This is a genomic window from Janthinobacterium sp. BJB304 (assembly GCF_002735765.1).
In the GTDB taxonomy this organism is placed as follows: Bacteria; Pseudomonadota; Gammaproteobacteria; order Burkholderiales; family Burkholderiaceae_D; genus Janthinobacterium.
This window is the reverse complement of record NZ_PDZN01000014.1, coordinates 87,503-107,178: the sequence shown is the minus strand read 5'-3', so window position 1 is coordinate 107,178 and position 19,676 is coordinate 87,503. Positions and strand designations below refer to the sequence as shown.

The following is a 19,676-nucleotide window of genomic DNA, read 5'->3' as shown; positions in this document are numbered from 1 at the left end:
ATACTCATCAGAACTGAATGCTGGCGTTAATGGAAGCGCCTTTGGCACGGTAACTACCTGTGTTGATAATGGGAGCGCCTCTGCGCGTATCGCGGAATGCGCTGACGCCCAATTGAATATTTGGCCGCGGCACATACGTCAGACCGATGCTGGCCGTTTTCGTGGTGTCGTCGACATTAACGGGCAGCACCAAGCCGCTCGCCGCGGAAAAATCGCGTTTCTCGCGCCGCAGTTGCGCATCCATGCGCACTTTAGCCGAGATATCCCAGGCAGCAGCGAGGCTGGCGCCATTGTTCAAGCTACTGGTAATCAGGGAATTTTCCACTGCTGCAAATTCATGCCACAGGCTACCCGTAAAACGCACCTTGCCAAGCGGGGCCCAGTTCACAGTGATGCGCCCATTGGCGCCGCTGGAATCACGCCCGGAAAATAGCTCGTTCTTGCGTTTCACCCAGCCGCCAAGCAACTGCATTTGCGTCACGCCGCTGAGATTCCAATAAATATTCGCCTTCACTTCGTCCTGCTCATACCCCTGCTCGATACCGAACGCGGCCAGGTTTGCCCGGTTCGGAAAGCTCCCTTTCAAATGGCGCAGCTGTATGCCGATCCGGCTTCCGCTGGCAGGCAAATAATCGAAGCCCAGTTCAATGGCATCTTCTTGCCTGTTGGAAAATCTTTGCGCAATCGAATCATAACTATATCGATCGCGTGAGAATCCCCCCCGCACGCGCCAGCTGGGGTGAAAGCGCCAGCCGCCATTCGCATACTCGCGGCGTATCGTGCGCAGGTTACGTTCCGAGCTTCGCAAATCGCTGAACGGCGTCAGTGTCTGTGCATAGCTGGCGCCCAGGTGGCCTTCGAGGTGATTCGCAATATGCCACTCGAGATCAGCCAGATAGTCTTTGCCCGTGTAGTCGAGCTGGTCAAAATGATCAAAGTAGACGCGTGACCACTTTACCTGCCCCGTCAGCAACTGCCGGCCGATGGGACGATTGATCCGGAATCCCGCTTGCACCTGGCGCGAGGTGTCGGAACGCTGCCCATCAAAACCGGGCACATTGTCATCGATGCGGAACAAATTATCGTCATACGAGTACGACGTCGCAATAAAAGGCGAAATCGTATCGCTGATGGCGGCGCCAGCCGGCAAACTGCATGCCGCGCCACCGGCTGCCAACAGCGTAGCGGGCAATATGCGGGCCAGAACCGAGGCCAAACGGTTGCGCTGCAATCCGGATTGCCCGATATGGGCCTGGCAATGATACGGTGAAGTCAACATGGGCATTGTCTTTGAAAGAGCAAACAGTTGGTTGGCAATATTACCAGTAAGTCCAGTGGCCGCCAGAAATAATCCAGAGGCCCAACACGCCGTTCGTCACACCATGGGCGAGGATGGGCGACCACAGGTTCTGGCTGCGCATGTACAGCAAACTGTAGGCGGCGCCGGCAACGATACCGGCCAGCCACAAATTGTGTTCGAAGCCAAACAGTACCACGCTGACAACAAAAGCCTTGGCACTGGCCAGGCGTGGCTGAAATTTCAGGAAATCAGGGGCATCGATCCAACGCAGCAGGAAAGAGCGCCAGAACAGCTCTTCCATCACTGGCACCACGAGAGCCGCGCCGGCGATGCGCAGCACCACCAGACTCCATTCGACCTGGCCATCATTGCGCGGGTCGAATCCGTCCGCATTGCCGATCGTCATCCAGCCTGCATCGAGGTTGATCCACAGCAGAAAAACAACAATGCCGGTGGCCAGCGCCGCGGCCAGCGCACGCGCGCCCAATGGCACCCAGGCCAGTTCCGTGTAGCTGCGGCGCCAGTACAGCAACATACCCAGCACGACGCCGATCTTGACGGCGTACAGCCAGCGCAAGTCCTGCGCGGCGAAGCCCGCCCGGCCCAGCATGTCTGCGATAAAGATAAAGGAGAGATAGGCCAGGAATGGCGCTACCCGGGGCAAGGCGGCGCGGTCAAACATACTGATGCGCACCGGAGGTGAAACCACGCGCCGGACGCGGTGGTCCGGAGCGCGTGTTTTTGATAACAAACATGCATCCCCCGATGTAAAAAATATAATTATATAATTATATCAAGCAGAACCGTTGCCGTGGCAAATAATCCTAACTTAATTACAACAGGAGAGGCAGAAAACAATCAACCGTTGGCGCGCGCCTCGATCTGCTCCCACTTTTCCAGCGCTTCCAGCAGTTCGCCTTCGATCTCGGCCACGCGCGCATTCAGGCGCTTGCCTTCGGCCGGCGTCTTCTTGTAGAAGTCCGGATGCGACAGTTCGGCGGCCAGCACCGATTGCTCGTCTTCCAGCTTGGCGATCAATTTCGGCAGTTCTTCCAGCTCGCGCTGCTCCTTGTAGCTGAGCTTTTTCTGCTTGGCAACGGGTGTGGCGGCCTCGACCTTCACGGCCGGCTTGCTGGCCGGCGCCGTGGCGATCGGCAAGGTGCGCACGCGCTCCCAGTCCGTGTAGCCGCCGACGAATTCGCGCCACTTGCCCTCGCCTTCGGCGACGATCACCTGTGTGACGACGTTGTCGAGGAAGGTGCGGTCATGGCTGACGAGGAAGACGGTGCCGGTGTATTCTTCCAGCAACTCTTCCAGCAATTCCAGGGTATCAATATCCAAGTCATTGGTCGGCTCATCGAGCACCAGCACGTTGGCTGGCTTGGCGAACAGACGCGCCAGCAGCAAACGGTTGCGCTCGCCACCGGACAGGGACTTGACGGGTGAACGCGCACGTTCCGGCGCGAACAGGAAATCGTTCAAATACGTCATCACATGGCGACGCTGGCCATTGATCTCGACCCAGTCGCTGCCTGGCGCGATGGTTTCCATCAGATTCGCCTCTTCGTTCAGCTGCGTACGCATCTGGTCGAAATACGCGACCTGCAGCTTGGTGCCCAGGCGGATGGTGCCCGTGTCCGACTGCTCTTCACCCAGAATCATTTTCAGCAAGGTGGTCTTGCCGGCGCCGTTGGCGCCGATCAGGCCAACCTTGTCACCGCGCAAGATGGTGGCGCTGAAATCCTTGACGATGACCTTGTCGCCGTAGATCTTCGAAACGTTTTCCAGGTCCGCCACGATCTTGCCCGAGCGTTCGCCGGCCGACACGTCCAGTTTCACTTGGCCCTGCTGTTCGCGGCGCGCATTGCGCGTCAGGCGCAGCGCTTCCAGGCGGCGCACGCGGCCTTCGTCGCGCACGCGGCGCGCCTTGACGCCCTTGCGTATCCACACCTCTTCCTGCGCCAGGAACTTGTCGAACTTGGCGTTTTCCACTTCCTCGATTTCCAGCTGCTCCGCCTTGCGTGTCTGGTAAGCCGTGAAGTTGCCCGGGTACGACAACAAACGGCCGCGGTCGAGTTCGATGATGCGCGTGGCAACGTTGTCGAGGAAGGAGCGGTCATGGGTGATGAACAGCACGCTGCCCTTGAAGTCGCGCAGCAAACCTTCCAGCCACAGGATGGAGCTGAAGTCCAGATGGTTGGTCGGCTCATCGAGCAGCAGCACGTCGGGCGCCGACACCAGCGCGCGCGCCAGCGCCACGCGCTTCTGCATGCCGCCGGACAGGGTTTTCATCAGCATGTCGCCCGTCAGGTTCAAGCGGTCGAGCACGGTTTCCACCTTGTTCGGCAAGCTCCACGCATCGGCCGCATCGAGTTTGACCTGAATGTCGTGCATGCGTTCCATCAGTTCGTCGTCATTGCCCTGGCCAAACTGGCCCGTCAGCGCATCATATTCCTTCAACCAGGCCTGCGACTCGCCCATGCCGGACGCGACGGCGTCGAACACGGACATGTCCGGATCGAATTGCGGCTCCTGCTCCACATAGGCGATCTTGATGCCCTGCTGCATGACCAGCAAGCCATCATCGAGCTTGAACTTGCCCGAAATGACCTTCAACAGCGACGATTTCCCCGTGCCGTTGCGGCCGATCAAGCCGACCCGTTCCGAGGTTTCCAGTGAAAATTCCGCGTGATCGAGCAGCGCGACGTGACCGAACGCAAGTTGCGCCGATGAAAGAGAAATGACAGCCATAATGAGTAAAGGTGTACGGGCGCCGCCTCGCGCGCACCGCGTGGTACGCCAAACAGCTGCCGATTGGATGAATGAAGCACGCATTGTACCGACAACTCGGCACAACCAGTACATTGCGGCCAGCATGAACTCAGGCCACCGGCGCGCGTTGCGTGGATGTGGTGTCGCCAGCAGGAATCGAACCTGCATTTAAGTCTTAGGAGGACCTTGTACTATCCATTGTACGATGGCGACACGCGCAGCGGCATTATACAGGCTGGCGCCCGCCATGGACAGCGTGGCAAGCGGACGGCATTTTTGACTGCGACGCGTCAGGCCAGCGCGCGCTTGCGGCGGCGAACCACGCCTAGCACGCCCAATCCCGCCAGCAGCAGCGCATAGGTGACTGGCTCGGGAATGGCGCTGATGCTGAATACCTGGATGGCGCCATAAGTGATGTCAGCCCCCTTCCAGACGGAGCCATCCAGAAGGCTATAGCCCATCGTCGGCTGACCGTAGTGGTTATAGGTATACAAGTAGGACGAGCCGCCATTGGTCAGATTCTCGGGAACGTAGAGGTCATGGCCGACGCCGAAGGTAGGACCCGCCTTGGCACCGTTGAAGGTCTGATCCTTGCCCAAGCCATCCCCGCTGAAATACTGCTTCAATTGCGGCAGCATGAAGCCCGCTGTCAGATTGAACAGGAAGGCCGTGCGCTCGCTGTCCTCCATGGTCACATGCATGCCATCAGTCGAGCTCCAGCTTTGTGGATTGTAGCCGCCCACCAGCCACGTCTTGCCCGATGAATTCGTGGCTTCCATAACGGAAAATGTGCGCCCCTTGCCATCGGAGGCCTTATGGAAATCGAGCGAGGTGTCGCCCGCCGCCTTGCTGTAGATATTCGTCAGCGCCAGACGGCCCTCTCCGAGCCAAGTTTCCAATTGCGCCTGATAGCCAGGAGACAGTAGCGACGTGCCGGTTCCGGCCTGCGCGCCCAGGCAAACACCCATACCGGCCACGGCCAGCACCACACTTCTTACCGCCTTAAAATTATTGTGCATCATCTGCCTCGACTGTCAGTATTTGAAGCCGGCGTATTTTCCGGTTGCCAAATATAACATAGCAGATATTGTTTTTATATTTCTTATTTTAGCGCAAAAAATATAATTTTGACAAAAATAATTCATTCAGGCAACACGGCCGTCACTTCGATCTCGACCTTCGCTCTGTCCTCGATCAGTCCCGCCACCTGCACCGCCGTCATGGCCGGGAAGTGCTTGCCGATGATTTCCCTGTAGGCAACGCCAATGTGTGGATATGCCGCCACATATTCCTTCTTGTCCAGTACATACCAGTTCATGCGCACGATGTGCTCGGGCAAGGCGCCGGCCTCGGCCAGCACGGCGACGATATTTTGCAAGGCCTGGCGCACCTGTCCCGCAAAGTCATCCGTATGAAACTGGCCCTGCGCATCCCAGCCTATCATGCCGCTGACGTACACCGTGCGTCCGCTGGCGGCAATACCGTTCGCATAGCCGCGCGGCCTGGCCCATCCCGCTGGTTGCAGCACTTGCATCGTGTTCTCCTCGTTGTTCTTGCCGTTCATGCGTCCGCCGCCTCGCGCAGCAGTTCGCGCGCGATGATCAATTGCTGCACTTCGCTGGCGCCCTCATAGATGCGCAGCGCGCGGATTTCGCGGTACAGGCGCTCGACCGGGTGCCCGCTGACGACGCCCATGCCGCCAAACAGCTGCACGGCCGCGTCGATCACCTGCTGCGCCGTTTCCGTGGCCGTCAGCTTGGCCATCGCGGCCTCCTTCGTCACCTTGCGGCCCTGGTCGCGCTGCCAGGCGGCGCGGTAGGTCAGCAGCGCGGCCGCATCGATGCCGGTGGCCATCTGCGCCAGTTTCGCCTGCGTCAACTGGAAGTCCGCCAGAGTCTGGCCGAACATCTGGCGTGCCGTCGCGTGGCGCAGCGCTTCGTCGAACGCGCGCCGCGCAAAGCCCAGGGCGGCGGCGGCCACCGACGTGCGGAACACATCGAGCGTGGCCATCGCCACCTTGAAGCCCTGCCCCGCCTCGCCCAGGCGCTGCGACACGGGCACGCGGCAATTGGCAAAACGCAGGCGCGCCAGCGGATGCGGCGCGATGACGGCGATGCGCTCGGCGATTTCCAGCCCGGGATTGTCGGCGTCGACGATGAAGGCGCTGATGCCGCGCGCCCCTGGCGCCTCGCCCGTGCGGGCGAACACCACGTAAAAGTCGGCGATGCCGCCGTTCGAGATCCACGTCTTTTCGCCATCGAGCACATAGTCGTCGCCGTCGCGGCGCGCCGCGCACGCCATGGCCGCCACATCGGAGCCGGCCTGCGGCTCGGACAGGGCAAAGGCGGCGATGCGCTTGCCGCTGGCCACGTCCGGCAGATAGCGCGCCTTGTTCTCCAAGCTGCCGAACAGGCCGATGGCGCCGGAACCGAGTCCCTGCATGGCAAAGGCGAAATCGGCCAGGCCGTCGTGGCGCGCCAGGGTTTCGCGCATCAGGCAAATGGCGCGCGTGTCGATCTTGCCATCGGTGCCCGTGGCGTATGTCAGCCAGCCGCCCTGCCCCAGTTGCGCCACCCGCGCGCGGCAAGCCGCATCGACGTCGGCGCCATGCTCGTCGTCCAGGTGCTGCGTCGCCCACGCATCGAGGTCACGCTCAAGTTCAGCATGGCGCGCTTCGAAAAACGGCCAGTCCAGGTAAGTGGTGTCGCGTGTCTTGTTCATCTTCTCAATCGCCCTCGAACTGCGGTTTTTCTTTCGCCACGAAGGCGTGATAGGCCCGATGAAAATCGTTGGTGGCCATGCAAATGGCTTGCGCCTGCGCTTCCGCCTCGATGGCTTCATCGACGCCCATGTTCCACTCCTGCTGCAGCATTTTTTTCGTCATGCCGTGCGCGAAGGTGGGGCCGCTGGCCAGGCCCGCGGCGAACAGCTGCGCCGCCTCGGCCAGCTCTTCCGGCTCGACCAGACGGTTAAGCCAGCCCCAGCGCTCGGCCTCGGCTCCGGCCAGGGAGCGGCCCGTGTACAGCAGTTCGGCGGCGCGCCCCTGGCCGATCACGCGCGGCAGCAAGGCGCAGGCGCCCATGTCGCAGCCGGCCAGGCCCACGCGGGTAAACAAAAAGGCCGTCTTGCTGCGCGCCGTGCCGATGCGGATATCGGAAGCCAGCGCCAGCATGGCGCCGGCGCCCGCGCATATGCCGTCGATGGCGGCGACGATGGGCTGCGGGCAGGCGCGCATGGCTTTCACCACGTCGCCCGTCATGCGGGTAAACGCCAGCAGGCCGGGCATGTCGAGCCGCGTCAGCGGTCCGATGATGTCGTGCACGTCGCCGCCCGAGCAGAAATTGCCGCCGCTGCCCGTGATGACCACGGCCTTGACGTCGTCCGCATGCGCCAGCGCGCGGAACAGCTCGCGCAGCTCCGCATACGAATCGAAGGTGAGCGGATTCTTGCGCTCGGGCCGGTGCAGGGTCAAGGTGGCCACGCCGCCTTCGACGGAAAACAGAAAATGCCGCGCGGCGTAGCCGGCCAGGCTGGCGCGGTTGCCTGGCAGGTCTTGCGGCTGGCCGGGTAGATGGCGCATGGTGCTTCCTTTATTTATCGATGGTGTCACGATCGTGTTCATTCAAGTGCTGTTTCATCTGCGACAGCAGGTCGATCAAACGGGTTTTGTCATCGGGCGTCACGCCGTGCAGCAGTTCGGCGATCCAGCCTTCGTGCACGCGCGCCATCTCGTCGAACGCGCGCCGGCCGGCCGGCGTCAGCTTGACGCTGTACGAGCGGCGGTCTTTCGGATCGACCACGCGCACCACGAGTTTTTCCTGCTCCAGCTGGTCGGTGATGCCTGTGATATTGCCGCCTGTGACCATCATGCGCCTGGACAGTTCGCCCATGCGTAAACCTTCGGGAAAGCGTTCGAGCTGTGCCATCAAGTCGAAGCGGGGCAAGGTGATGCCGAAGGTGGCGCGCAAGCGCGTGCGCACTTCGTTTTCGATTTTCACCGTGCACGAGAGCATGCGCAGCCACAGCTTGAGCGACTGGTGGTGGTCCTGCGTCAGCCGGCTGGCCAGATCCAGCACGGGTTCGTCCTGCACATTTTCGTTTTCTTTGTCCATGATCTTCATTCTGTTACATGACTTCGCCGCCGGCGACGGCGATCGATTGTCCATTCATGGCGGACGACGCGGGCAGGCAAAGCCAGGCCACCGCATCGGCCACTTCGCGCGGCTGCACCAGCCGCTGCTGCGGATTGCCAGCCGCCAGTTCCGCGCGCGCCGCGTCTTCGCCGCGCCCCGTCTTGCGCACGATGTTCTGCACGGCTTGCGCCACCATGTCCGTTTCCGTGTAGCCGGGGCAGACGGCGTTGACGGTGACGCCGCGCGGCGCCGCTTCCAGCGCCAGCGCGCGCGTCAGGCCGATCACGCCATGCTTGGCGGCGACATAGGCGCTGACGTAACGATAGCCTTTCAGGCCCGCCGTCGACGCCACGTTGACGATGCGCCCCCAGCCCGCTTCCAGCATGGCCGGCATGGCCGCCTGGCAGCAGTGGAACACGCCCGTCAGGTTCACGGCCAGCATCTGCTGCCAGATGGCGGCATCCGTCTTGCCGAATGGCGCAGCATGCGCCTGGCCGGCGTTATTGACGAGGATATCGATGCGGCCGAAATGCGCGGCGGCCTGCGCGAAGCCCGCCTGCACGGACGCTTCCACGCTCACGTCGAGCACGCAGATGGCCACCCTGCCCGCATGGCCCGCCTCTTCCAGCTGCATGCGCGCGCGCGCCAGCCGCGCGCCATCGCGCCCGGCCAGGGTGACCCTTGCGCCCGCGTCCAGCAAGGCGTGCGCGCAGGCCAGGCCGATGCCGCTGCCGGCGCCCGTCACCAGCGCATGTTTTCCTGATAGTGCGTCCATCGATGCTTCCTTGCTCATGTCATCCTTCCAGCAGCCGCGCGGCCACCTGTTGCGGGGTGAGACCCGTGTTGGCGGCCGCCAGCTGGCGCTCGCGCTGCAGATTGCGTTCCAGCTGCTGCTGGCCCGGCCGGTACTGTTTCGGCCAGGCTGCGCCGTTCCCAGCGCCTGCGCCGCTGTAGCCGATGCGCGCCATTTCCGTCAGGGTCCAGGCCGGGTTGGCCAGGTGCGGGCGGCCCACGGCGCACAGATCGGCGCGCCCGGCGGCGATGATGCTGTTGGCGTGGTCGGCTTCGAAAATCGAGCCGACGGCCATGCTGGCAATGCCCGCCTCGTTGCGCACGCGGTCGGCGAACGGCGCCTGGAACATGCGCCCGTAGACGGGCCGTTCGAGCTTGCTGACCTGGCCCGAGGAACAGTCGATCAGGTCGGCGCCCGCCTGCTTGAACAGGCGCGCGATGACGACCGCATCGTCTGGCGTGATGCCGCCTTCGACCCAGTCGTGGGCCGAGATGCGCACGCTCATCGGTTTATCCTGCGGCCACGCCGCGCGCATGGCGCGGAACACGCGCAGCGGATAGCGGCAGCGGTTTTCCAGGCTGCCGCCATATTCGTCGGTGCGGCGGTTGGTCAGCGGCGAAATAAAACTCGACAGCAGATAGCCGTGCGCGCAATGCAGTTCCAGCCAGTCGAAACCGGCGACGGCGGCGGCCAGGGTGGCGCGCACGAAGTCCTGTTCGATGCGCGCCAGGTCGCTTTCCGTGGCCGCGCGCGCCGTTTGCGACACGCCGGCGAGATACTGCTGCTCCGAGGCCGAGGTCAAAGGCCAGTTGCCTTCCCTGAGCGGCAGGTCGATGCCGTCCCACATGGGCCGCGTCGAGCCTTTCGCCCCCGCGTGGCCCAGCTGCAGGGCGATCTTCGCATCGCTGTTCGCGTGCACGAAATCGACGATGCGCCGCCACGCCTGCGTGTGCGCTTCGCTGTACATGCCGGGGCAGGCGGGCGTGATGCGCGCGTCGGCCGAGACGCACGTCATCTCGGCAAACACGAGGCCGGCGCCGCCCATGGCGCGCGCGCCCAGGTGCATCAGATGGTAGTCGCCCGCCACGCCGTCGACGGCGCTGTACTGCGCCATCGGCGAGACGGCGATGCGGTTTTTCAGCAGCACGCCGCGCAGCCGGAAAGGCGTCAGCATGGGCGGCATGGCTTCGTCCCGCAAAGGTTCTTGCGAAAACACAACGCCGGCCTGCTCGCCCGCGCGCCGCGCCAGCCACGATTCATAGCCGGCCACGTAGGCGGGATCGCGCAGGCGCAGGTTTTCATGCGAGATGCGCTGGCTGCGCGTGAGCATCGAATAGGCAAACTGCGGCGCTTCCATGGCGCTGTAGCGCTCGACGTTTTCAAACCACTCCATGGAATTGCGCGCCGCGCTCTGGATCTTCAGCACCTCGATGGCGCGCAGCTGCTGGTAGGCGGCCAGCGCAGCATCCGTACCAGCATGCTGGCCGAAGCAGCGCGCCAGTTCGATCGCGTCTTCAAGCGCCAGCTTGGTGCCGGAGCCTATCGAATAATGCGCCGTGTGGGCCGCGTCGCCCATCAGCACGACGGGCACGCCGTCCTGGCGGTGCACCCATTGCCGGCAGACGATGCGGGGAAAGGTGATCCACTGTGCCGAGCCGCGCAAGTGCGGCGAATTGCTCAGCAAACCGTGGCCGTCGAGTTCCTCGGCGAACAACGCTTCGCAAAAGGCGATGCCCTCTTCCTGGCTCATGGCGTCCAGTCCCGCGGCGCGCCACACGTGTTCGGGCGTTTCGACGATGAAGGTCGAGGTCTCGCCATCGTATTGATAGATATGCGCCTGGAACCAGCCGTGCGGCGTTTGGCGGAAGGCAAACGTGAACGCCTCGAATTTCTTGCGCGTGCCCAGCCAGACGAAGCGGCAATGGCGCTGGTCGATCTCGGGCTGGTAGCTGGCCGCATAGCGCGTGCGGATGCGGCTGTTCAAGCCGTCGCTGGCGATCACCAGGTCGGCGCCGTACTGGCGCGCGATCGCCTGGTCGTCCCGCACTTCCGTCTCGAACACCAGCTGCACGCCGAGTTCCTCGCAGCGCGCCTGCAGGATATTGAGCAGGCGCTTGCGGCCGATGCCGCAAAAGCCATGGCCGCCCGAGCGCACGGTCTCGCCCTTGAAGTGGATCTCGATATCGTCCCAGTGATTGAACGCCTGCAGGATGGCGCGCGCCGTCGGCTCGTCCGCGTTGGCCAGGTTGCCCAGGGTCTGGTCGGAAAACACCACGCCCCAGCCAAACGTGTCATACGGGCGGTTGCGCTCGATGACGCTGATGCGGTGATGCGGGTTCTGCTTTTTCATGAGCAGGCTGAAATACAGGCCGGCGGGGCCGCCGCCGATGCAGACGATATTCATGGGGTGTCCGTGCGAAGTTTGAAGCGCTGCAGCTTGCCCGTTTCCGTGCGCGGCAGCGCAGGCAGGAAATGGATGGCGCGCGGGTATTTATACGGGGCGATCTGCTGGCGCACGAAGTCCTGCAGTTCGGCCGCCAGCACGTCGCCGGGCTGGAAACCATCTTTCAGCACCACGTGCGCCTCGACGATCTGGCCGCGCTCGGCATCGGCGCGCCCGACCACGCCGCATTCGGCCACGGCAGGGTGGCGCAGCAGCGCCTCTTCCACTTCCGGGCCTGCGATGTTGTAGCCGGCCGAGACGATCATGTCGTCGCTGCGCGAGCGGTAATAGAAATAGCCGTCGGCATCCATCTCGAAGGTGTCGCCCGTCAGGTTCCAGCCGTTCTGCACGTACTCGCGCTGGCGCGGGTCGGACAGGTAGCGGCAGCCGGTGGGGCCTTTCACGGCCAGGCGGCCCGTCACGCCGGGCGGCTGCGGCACGCCCGCATCGTCGACGATGCATGCCTGGTAGCCGGGAATGGCCTTGCCGATGGCGCCGCGGCGGATGCCCTCGCCCGTGGCGGAAATGAAGATGTGCAGCATTTCGGTGGCGCCGATGCCGTCCGTCATGGCCAGTCCCGTCGCCGCCTGCCAGGCGTCGCGCGTGGCCAGCGGCAGCGCCTCGCCTGCCGATACGCACAAGCGCAGGCTGCTCAAATCGTGGCCGGCCGCCAGGGGCGCCATCTGGCGGTAAAAAGTCGGCGCCGTGAAGCAGATCGTGGCCTGATAGGCACCGATGGCGCGCAGCAGGCCGTCGGGCGTGAGTTTTTCCAGCAGCACGGTGGCCGCGCCAAAACGCAGGGGAAACAGCAGCAGGCCGCCGAGACCAAAAGTAAAAGCCAGCGGCGGCGTGCCGATGAAGATATCGTCGGCGCGCACCTGCAGCATGGAACGGGGAAAGCAGTCGCAGATGGCCAGCAGGTCGCGGTGCATGTGCATGGTGCCCTTGGGGACGCCCGTCGTGCCCGAGGTAAAGCTGATCAGGCAGACGTCGTCGGCCGCCGTGTCGTGCGCGGGAAACGGCGCATCGTGGGCCGCCATGCGCCGTTCCAGTTCCGCATCGGCGGCGCCAAAGCACAGCATGGCCGACAGGCCGGGCAAGCCATCGAGCTCCGCGCGCAAGCCCTGCGCGCACAGCACGGCATTGACTTGCGCTTTGGTCAGGATGGTGGACAGTTCGCGCGCGCGCAGCAGCGGCATGGTGGGCACGGCGATGCAGCCGGCCTTCAGCACGGCCAGCAGGCAGGCGGCCATCATCGGGGTATTGGCACCGCGCAGCAGCACGCGGTTGCCGGGGATCAGGCACAGGTCGGCGCGCAGCACGTGGGCGATGCGGTCGACTTGCCGCGCCAGATCGGCGTAGCTCCAGCGCTGGCCGTCGGCAAGGATGGCGGTGCGCTCGCCGCCGCCGTTGGCCACGGCCGCATCGAGCAGCGCGGCGACGCAATTGAGGCGCGGCGGATACTGCAGCTCGGGCAAATCCAGGCACAGCTGCGGCCAGAGTGCGCGCGGCGGCAGGTGCGTGCGCGCAAAGTCGTCCTGGGGAGATGCGGTGGTAGGCGAAGGGTCGCTGCTCATGCTCATCCTGGCTGGTGACGGGCGCGTGCGCAAGGCCCGGAAGCAGATACTTTAAACCTAAAGTATTTTTCCAGCAAGCAGAAAACGGCAATTTCAACACACCTAACAAAACCGTAGCGAGCGAATGGGAGTTGTGGCCGAGAAGCGGAGCTGTGCGGATGCACAGTGAGCATCGGAAGCCGCAAATCACGACGCGCAGTAGGTTTTGTTATGGTGTATCAGTCGGCGCCGTCCTGGCGCAGCAAACGCGCCTGCTGCGCCGCGCTGCGCGCCAGCGCGGCCAGGGCCGCCTGTATCTGCTCGCCATCGAGCACGGCCGACTGCAGCAAGGCGCTCATGCCGGCTTCCGCGCCATGCAAGCCCAGGGTGCGGCAACCGAGGTGCAGCCGTTCGAGCTGCTGGCGCGCCTGGGCCGGTTCGCCGCGCGCCAGCAAGGCGTCGACCTGTTCGCTGGCGGCGACTATCTGCCCCTGGAAGCCCGTCAGGTAGGCCAGCAGGCGTTCGCCGTCAATGCCCAGCCGCTGCAAGGTATCGCGCGGCGCCTCGGCCGGCAAGGCGGAGACGTCGAAGCAGGCGTCGATATGCTGGCGCACCTGCTCCGGCTGAAAGGGCTTGACGATGTAGCCGGCGGCGCCGGCCTGCACGGCGTCGCGCACCGTGTCGTGGTCATTGGCCGACGAGACCAGCACCAGCGGCATGGCGTCGAGCGCGCTGTCGGAGCGGATTTTCTGCAGCAGCTCCATGCCGGACAGGCGCGGCATGCGCAAGTCGCAAAAGCACAGCGCGGGGCGCAAGCCGCCTTCGAGCTGCTCCCACGCCGCCGCGCCATCTTCGGCTTCCACGATGTCGTGCACGCCGCAGCTGTCGATCAGATGCATCAATACCATGCGCGACACGACATCATCGTCAACCACCAGTACTTTCATTGCTTTCTCCATTGGCGGCAGCGTCAGGGTGCCTGGCCGTATTCTACCCAGTTTCGCCGCGCGCTCCACGGCTGGAATTGCCTATTTTACATTTCCTTGCCCGAAACGGCTATTTGCGCCAACAGTGCGCGCAATTGCGGCAAATGCAGGGCCACCTGCGTCCAGCGCCCGCCGTCCGCAGCCTCCTCCATTTCCGTGCACAGCATGTGCAGCTGCGTTTCGTCGAGATAGGCGGCGCTGCCCTTCAATCCGTGCAGCAGGCGCCCTGCGTTGTCCTGGTCCTGCGCCGCCAGGGCATCGTCGAGTTCGCGCAAGCGCCCCTCCAGGTCGGCGACGAAGGCGACGCGGATGCGCCGCTGCAGTTCGCCGCTGCGGATGGATTGGGCGGACGGTGCGGCGGGGATGGCCGGCGCGACGCCGAACAGGGCGTCGAGTTCCGCCTGCCCCCGCGCGCTAGCGCGCGGCGCGTTCGACGGCATGCGCGGCAACATGAAACCGCGCTGCAGCTGGCGCTCGATGGCGCGCGCCAGCAAGCCATGCAGCACCGCCTCGTCCACCGGTTTGCTGAGGAAATCATCCATGCCGACGCCCAGATAGCGGCTGCGGTCCTCTTCGCTGGCGTTCGCCGTCAGGGCCACGATCATCAGTTCCTGGTCGCGCACGGGCTGGTCCGGCCAGCCGCCCACGCGGATCAGACGCGTCGCCGTGGCGCCGTCCATCTCCGGCATGCGCCCGTCCATCAGGATCAGGTCATAGCGCGTATGCACGCAGGCAGCCACCGCCAGCACGCCGTTGGCGACCACGTCGACCCGGTGCCCCAGTTCTTCGAGCATGACGCGGATGATGATCTGGTTGGTGGGGAAGTCTTCCGCGCACAGCACGCGCAACTGGTGGCTGTGCGGCGCCAGCGCCACCTGCGGCACCAGCGGCGGCGCCACGCCGTCGGCCAGCGGCAAGGTGAAGGCAAAGGTGCTGCCCTGCCCCGGCGTGCTGGCCACCTCGATCTCGCCTTCCATCAGTTCGACCAGCTGGCGGCAGATCGCCAGGCCCAGCCCCGTGCCGCCGTAGCGCCGCGTGGTGCTGGCATCGGCCTGCTCGAACTTCTGGAACAGGCGCGCCATCGCGTCCGCATCGATGCCGATGCCGCTGTCGCTGACGCTAAAGCGGATCAGGTTGACACGGCGCCCGCCGCTGCCGCTGGCCACGCCGGCCCGCTCGACGCACACGCTGACGCCGCCGCGCTGGGTGAACTTGAAGGCATTGCCGACCAGGTTGACCAGTACCTGGCGCAAGCGGGTCGGGTCGCCCACCACGAAGGGCGGCAGGTCGGGCGCGAAATCGATGGAGAAACCGATGCTGCGCGCGGCCGCCTGCTCCTCGAACAGGGTCACGACCGTCTCGATGGCCGCGCCGAGCGCGAAATCGATGTTTTCGATACTCAGCTTGCCCGCCTCGATCTTGGAAAAATCGAGCAAGTCATTGATGATCACCAGCAGCGACTGGGCATTGGCCTGGCCGCGCAGGATCTGCTCGCGCGTGGCGTCGTGCAGCTGCTCGTCGCGCAGGGCAAAGCCCAGCATGCCGATCACGCCGGCCAGCGGGGTGCGCATCTCGTGGCTCATGTTGGCCAAAAATTCCGACTTCTGGCGCGTCGCATCCTCGGCCTTGCGCTTGGCCTGGCGCAGGCTTTCCTCGTTTTTCGTCAGGCTGCTGTTGACTTGCGCCAGCTTTTCCGATTGGGCCAGCACCTCGATTTCCTTGCTCTGCAACTCGGCCGTGCGTTCGCCGACCAGTTTTTCCAGCTCGTTCTGCTGGCGCCGCAGCGCGCGCACGCGCTGCCGGTACGCGCCATACACGGCGCCCAGCAGCAGCAGCGCCATCAGGGTGCGGAACCACCAGGTCTTCCAGAACGGCGGCAAAATCGTGATGGCCAGCGTGGCGCCGCTCTCGTTCCACACGCCGTCCTTGTTGGCCGCCTTGACGCGAAACACATAGTTGCCCGCGTCGAGGTTGGTGTAGGTGGCAAAGCGCCGCCCCGCATCCGTCATGACCCAGTCCTGGTCGAAGCCTTCGAGCCGGTAGGCGAACATATTGCGCTGGGGCGCGGCGAAATGCAGGGCCGCGAATTCCAGCGAAAAAACGCTTTCGCGGCTGGTCAGCACCAGCTCGCGCGTATGGTCGATGGCCTTCTTGAGCACATGCGCGAACTCGCCGCGGCCGATGGCCACCGGCTTGTTGAAGATCTGCAGTTCCGTGACGGCCACCAGCGGCGGCACGCGGTTGTCGTGGATATCCTGCGGCATGAACGCCGTCATGCCGTTGAAGCCGCCGAAATACATGGTGCCGTCCGACGCGCGCAAGGCCGCGCCGTCGAAGTACGAGCCTTCCACCGTGCCATCGGCGCTGTCGTAGTTGCGAAACAGGCCGCTGCGCATGTCGAGCCGCGTGATGCCGCTGTTCGTGCTCAGCCACAGCTGTTCGTTGTCGTCGCCGAGGATGCTGGCGACGGCGTCATCGGCCATGCCATCCTTGCGCAGGAAGCGCCGGAAGCGGATCCCGCCCTTGGCGTCGACGTCCATGCGGTTCAAGCCATTGGCCGTGCCCACCCACAGCACGCCGCGCTTGTCTTCGTGCAGGAAATGCACCTCATCGTGGCTCAGGCTCTGCGGGTTTTGCGGATCGTGGCGGAAATGGCGGAAGCGGCCGCTGGCGCGGTCCAGCAAGTCCAGGCCGTGGAAGGAGCCTATCCACAACCGCCCCTTGCCGTCTTCCAGCACGGGCCGCACCATGTTGTCGGACAGGCTGTTCGGATCGGCCGGGTCGTGGCGGTAAGTGGTAAAACGCTTGCTGGCCGGGTCGAAACGGTGCACGCCGCCCCGCGTCGACACCCACAGCATGCCGCTGCGGTCGCTCACGACATTGCGGATGGTGTCGCTGTTCGGGTCGCCGGCGGCAAAGCGCATGGTAAAAAAACGGCCCAGTGCCGGATCGAAGCGGTGCAAGCCCGTCGAGCCGCCCACCCACAGCACGCCGTCCGGCGCCTTGTACAGGGTCGTGACCTGCTCGTCGCGCGACATGCCGGGTGCGCTGCGCAGGTCGAACAGGCGCGAGCTGCCGTCGCGCGTGTCGTACAGTTTCAGGCCGCCCTTGGTGGCCAGCCACAGCTTGCCATTGCCCGCGTCGGCCACGGCGCGCACTTTCTTGTCCGCCAGCGCGCCCACGTCGCCGGGCGCGCGCGCCATGCGCGCAAAGCCGCCGCTGCCCAGGTCGACCCGGCTCACGCCGTTGTACCAGGAACCGACCCAGAAGGTGCCGGCGCGGTCGCGGTAGAGCGACGACAGCTGGTTGTCGGCGACGCTGAACTTGTCGCCCGTCTGATGCCGGTACTGCAGGAAGGTGTCGCTGTCGGGCAGCCAGCGGAACAGGCCATCGGCATTGCTGCCCAGCCAGACGGTGGCGTCGACATCCTGGTACAGGCTGGCCACGCGGATGGCGGAAAAGCCATGCTTCTCGCCGAAGCGCACGCGCGCCTGCGGCGCCTCGCCGGCGCCGCCCAGACGCCAGCGCTCGGCGCCGGCCATGGTGCCGATCCACAGGTTCTGCTGGCGGTCGACCAGCAGCGACTGGATCACGTTGTACTTCGAGCCGGGCGTCGCATCGACGGCGAAATGCTCGAAGCGCTCGCTGCCCGGCGCCAGCATGTCCAGGCCCGTTACCGTGCCGACCCACAGGCGCTGTTGCGCGTCCAGCGCCAGCGCCTTGATTTCATTGTCGCCCAGGCTGTGCGGGTTGCCTTCTTCATGGTGCCAGGTGCGGAAGGCGCCCGTGGAGGGGTCGAAATGCTGCAAGCCGTCCGAGGTGGCGATCCAGAAGCCGCGCGCGCCATCGTCGAGAATGGCATGGATATGCCGGTTGCCGTTGCCGCGCTTGCTCTTTTCGCCGGGGCCATAATGGATGAAGGTCTGGCTGGCGGCGTCGAAGCGGTCGAGGCCATTGTCCGTACCCACCCACAGCTGGCCCTGGCTATCGACATGCAGCTCGCCGACCCAGTTGTCGGCCAGGCTGGTCTTGTCGCCCTCGATATTCTTGTAGACGACCATCCGGTAGCCGTCGTAGCGGCTCAGGCCGGACTGGCTGCCGAACCACATATAGCCCTGCCGGTCCTGAGCGATGGCCAGCACCGATTCCTGCGCCAGGCCCTGGTCGACGCTGAGCTGGTCGAAACGCAGGGTGGGCGCAGGCGCCGCCATGGCCCAGCCGCCCAGCAGTAAAATTAACAGTGAGGCAACATCGCAAACACGTCGAAATACCAGCACAATCGTCCTGTCAAAAAAAACGCGAAACTCCGGCAACTGTTCCGGGGGCCGTCTCAAGAACCAAAAAACGCCAGTACATCGTCCTTGCGGGCCTGCGTATCGCGCTGTCCAAGACGGATCAGCTCGTTAGTATACGTCGATTCGAACAATAAATACGATGCCAGCGCCGCGCCGCGCGCTTCGGCTGCGCCGATGCCCGACAACATGGTGCGGATGGGACGCGGCAAACTGCCGATATGCCGGCTGGCGATGGCGTCAAGCCGCTCGGACGGCGCGATGACCAGCAATTCCACCGGCCGCAAGGCCGTCTTGCCCAGCAACTCGGGCGGCAGCATCGACAAGGTCAGGTTGATGCGGTTCAGGCGCTCAATGTCGACGGCCAGGCCATCGAGGAAGATCGACGACAGCGCGTGGCCGGCGATCTGCGCCAGGCTCGGGTAGCGCGCCGCTTCGGACGCGGCCGGTGCCGGTTCCGTCATGCGCCCCGCCCCAACCACCAGCACTTTGTTCGCGCCCAGGTGGATGGCCGGCGAAATCGGCGCCAGCTGGCGCATGGAGCCGTCGCCGCAGTATTCGCGCTGGCCGCCCACGTACAGGGGCACGGCGGGGAAGATGAACGGGATGGCGGCCGAGGCCAGCAAATGCTCCACGCCGATCTGGTCCGGCAGGGCCAGGCGCTGCGTGCGCACCCAGGGCGCGATATCCCCGGCCGTCTGGTAAAACGTCATGTGGCGGCTGCCCGAATACGACGACGCCGTCACGGCCAGCGCATGCAGCAAGCCGTCGGCCAGGGCCGCGTCCAGGCGCGGCAGGTCGAGCATGCGGTGCAGCAGACTGACCAGCGGGGTATTGTCGAGCAGGGAATTGGGCGGCGACGCATGCCACTGGCGCAGCAGCCAGCCGAACGACAGCAAGGACAGCCAGCGCGCGCCCGAGCGTATCACGCCCAGCGAATCGGCACGGTAGACCTGCTCGACCTCGATGTGCTGCCACACGTCGAGCAGCTTTTGCACGCCTTCGCCGAAGTTGTCGGCGCGGCAAGCCAGCGCCGTGGCGTTGATGGCGCCGGCCGAGGTGCCGCAGATGATGTCGAACGGGTTGCGCGCCGGCGCCCAGCCCGCTTCCCACAGAATCGCAGAAATCGCCTGCAGCACGCCCACCTGGTAGGCGGCACGGGCGCCTCCTCCCGTGAGTATCAAGCCTGTTTTATTTTGCATTCCCATGCCGGCAGATTAGCAGGGTCTGGATGCTTTGTGGAAAAGTTTGGAAGGTAGACGCCAGTTCCTGCAGGTATATTGTTGGCAGCACGGCGCCGGACAAAACCGTAGCGAGCGGAAGGGAGAGGTGGCTAAGAAGCGCAACCGTACTCTAGTACGGTGAGCATCGCAGGCCGCCTATACCGACGCGCAGTAGGTT

The 19,676-nt window shown here is 64.4% G+C and carries 14 protein-coding genes and 1 tRNA gene; all 15 read right to left on the bottom strand.

Translation table 11 applies throughout. The features are described 5' to 3' along the window. Positions 1 to 7: 7 nt before the first annotated feature. Positions 8 to 1,279, bottom strand: coding sequence for an XrtB/PEP-CTERM-associated polysaccharide biosynthesis outer membrane protein EpsL (epsL, locus tag CSQ95_RS17515; protein WP_099410485.1), 1,272 nt, complete (start codon positions 1,277 to 1,279; stop codon positions 8 to 10). Positions 1,280 to 1,319: 40 nt separating this feature from the next. Then, the gene (locus tag CSQ95_RS17510) at positions 1,320 to 1,982 is read right to left on the bottom strand and encodes a CAAX prenyl protease-related protein (RefSeq protein WP_180279086.1); all 663 of its coding nucleotides are present in this window, start codon (positions 1,980 to 1,982) and stop codon (positions 1,320 to 1,322) included. A gap of 176 nt (positions 1,983 to 2,158) precedes the next feature. Continuing rightward, the gene (locus tag CSQ95_RS17505; protein WP_099410425.1) at positions 2,159 to 4,051 is read right to left on the bottom strand and encodes an ATP-binding cassette domain-containing protein; all 1,893 of its coding nucleotides are present in this window, start codon (positions 4,049 to 4,051) and stop codon (positions 2,159 to 2,161) included. A gap of 159 nt (positions 4,052 to 4,210) precedes the next feature. Continuing rightward, a tRNA-Arg gene (locus CSQ95_RS17500) sits at positions 4,211 to 4,285 on the bottom strand. A 77-nt stretch (positions 4,286 to 4,362) separates the two neighbouring features. Further along, positions 4,363 to 5,094, bottom strand: a complete 732-nt coding sequence (locus tag CSQ95_RS17495; RefSeq protein ID WP_230503970.1) for a PEP_CTERM-anchored TLD domain-containing protein — start codon at positions 5,092 to 5,094, stop codon at positions 4,363 to 4,365. 119 nt (positions 5,095 to 5,213) lie between these two features. After that, complete coding sequence (locus CSQ95_RS17490; protein WP_099410484.1) at positions 5,214 to 5,606, bottom strand: RidA family protein; 393 nt, start codon at positions 5,604 to 5,606, stop codon at positions 5,214 to 5,216. Positions 5,607 to 5,632: 26 nt separating this feature from the next. Beyond that, a complete protein-coding gene (locus CSQ95_RS17485; protein ID WP_099410423.1) occupies positions 5,633 to 6,793 on the bottom strand; it encodes an acyl-CoA dehydrogenase family protein in 1,161 nt (386 codons plus the stop codon). 4 nt (positions 6,794 to 6,797) lie between these two features. Next, entirely contained in the window at positions 6,798 to 7,652 is an 855-nt protein-coding gene (locus CSQ95_RS17480) for an enoyl-CoA hydratase family protein (protein ID WP_099410422.1), read from the bottom strand. A gap of 10 nt (positions 7,653 to 7,662) precedes the next feature. Then, positions 7,663 to 8,184: a MarR family winged helix-turn-helix transcriptional regulator gene (locus CSQ95_RS17475; RefSeq protein ID WP_099410421.1), complete on the bottom strand. Its 522-nt coding sequence runs from the start codon at positions 8,182 to 8,184 to the stop codon at positions 7,663 to 7,665. Positions 8,185 to 8,197: 13 nt separating this feature from the next. Beyond that, a complete protein-coding gene (locus CSQ95_RS17470; RefSeq protein WP_099410420.1) occupies positions 8,198 to 8,998 on the bottom strand; it encodes an SDR family NAD(P)-dependent oxidoreductase in 801 nt (266 codons plus the stop codon). A 1-nt stretch (position 8,999) separates the two neighbouring features. Then, positions 9,000 to 11,402: a bifunctional salicylyl-CoA 5-hydroxylase/oxidoreductase gene (locus CSQ95_RS17465; protein ID WP_099410419.1), complete on the bottom strand. Its 2,403-nt coding sequence runs from the start codon at positions 11,400 to 11,402 to the stop codon at positions 9,000 to 9,002. Then, a complete protein-coding gene (locus CSQ95_RS17460; RefSeq protein ID WP_099410483.1) occupies positions 11,399 to 13,018 on the bottom strand; it encodes an AMP-binding protein in 1,620 nt (539 codons plus the stop codon). Before CSQ95_RS17460 ends, CSQ95_RS17465 begins: the two co-directional genes overlap by 4 nt. Positions 13,019 to 13,236: 218 nt before the next feature. Continuing rightward, the gene (locus tag CSQ95_RS17455; protein ID WP_099410418.1) at positions 13,237 to 13,944 is read right to left on the bottom strand and encodes a response regulator; all 708 of its coding nucleotides are present in this window, start codon (positions 13,942 to 13,944) and stop codon (positions 13,237 to 13,239) included. Between the two features lie 86 nt (positions 13,945 to 14,030). Continuing rightward, positions 14,031 to 18,194, bottom strand: a complete 4,164-nt coding sequence (locus tag CSQ95_RS17450; RefSeq protein WP_099410417.1) for a two-component regulator propeller domain-containing protein — start codon at positions 18,192 to 18,194, stop codon at positions 14,031 to 14,033. A 119-nt stretch (positions 18,195 to 18,313) separates the two neighbouring features. After that, positions 18,314 to 19,483: a patatin-like phospholipase family protein gene (locus tag CSQ95_RS17445; protein WP_070224601.1), complete on the bottom strand. Its 1,170-nt coding sequence runs from the start codon at positions 19,481 to 19,483 to the stop codon at positions 18,314 to 18,316. Between the last annotated feature and the right edge of the window lie 193 nt (positions 19,484 to 19,676).

Bases quoted from the DNA above. Each gene is read 5' to 3' on its own strand.
- epsL (WP_099410485.1), bottom strand. From the start codon at position 1,279: ATGTTGACTTCACCGTATCATTGCCAGGCCCATATCGGGCAATCCGGA.
- CSQ95_RS17510 (WP_180279086.1), bottom strand. From the start codon at position 1,982: ATGTTTGACCGCGCCGCCTTGCCCCGGGTAGCGCCATTCCTGGCCTAT.
- CSQ95_RS17505 (WP_099410425.1), bottom strand. From the start codon at position 4,051: ATGGCTGTCATTTCTCTTTCATCGGCGCAACTTGCGTTCGGTCACGTC.
- CSQ95_RS17495 (WP_230503970.1), bottom strand. From the start codon at position 5,094: ATGATGCACAATAATTTTAAGGCGGTAAGAAGTGTGGTGCTGGCCGTG.
- CSQ95_RS17490 (WP_099410484.1), bottom strand. From the start codon at position 5,606: ATGCAAGTGCTGCAACCAGCGGGATGGGCCAGGCCGCGCGGCTATGCG.
- CSQ95_RS17485 (WP_099410423.1), bottom strand. From the start codon at position 6,793: ATGAACAAGACACGCGACACCACTTACCTGGACTGGCCGTTTTTCGAA.
- CSQ95_RS17480 (WP_099410422.1), bottom strand. From the start codon at position 7,652: ATGCGCCATCTACCCGGCCAGCCGCAAGACCTGCCAGGCAACCGCGCC.
- CSQ95_RS17475 (WP_099410421.1), bottom strand. From the start codon at position 8,184: ATGGACAAAGAAAACGAAAATGTGCAGGACGAACCCGTGCTGGATCTG.
- CSQ95_RS17470 (WP_099410420.1), bottom strand. From the start codon at position 8,998: ATGAGCAAGGAAGCATCGATGGACGCACTATCAGGAAAACATGCGCTG.
- CSQ95_RS17465 (WP_099410419.1), bottom strand. From the start codon at position 11,402: ATGAATATCGTCTGCATCGGCGGCGGCCCCGCCGGCCTGTATTTCAGC.
- CSQ95_RS17460 (WP_099410483.1), bottom strand. From the start codon at position 13,018: ATGAGCAGCGACCCTTCGCCTACCACCGCATCTCCCCAGGACGACTTT.
- CSQ95_RS17455 (WP_099410418.1), bottom strand. From the start codon at position 13,944: ATGAAAGTACTGGTGGTTGACGATGATGTCGTGTCGCGCATGGTATTG.
- CSQ95_RS17450 (WP_099410417.1), bottom strand. From the start codon at position 18,194: ATGGCGGCGCCTGCGCCCACCCTGCGTTTCGACCAGCTCAGCGTCGAC.
- CSQ95_RS17445 (WP_070224601.1), bottom strand. From the start codon at position 19,483: ATGGGAATGCAAAATAAAACAGGCTTGATACTCACGGGAGGAGGCGCC.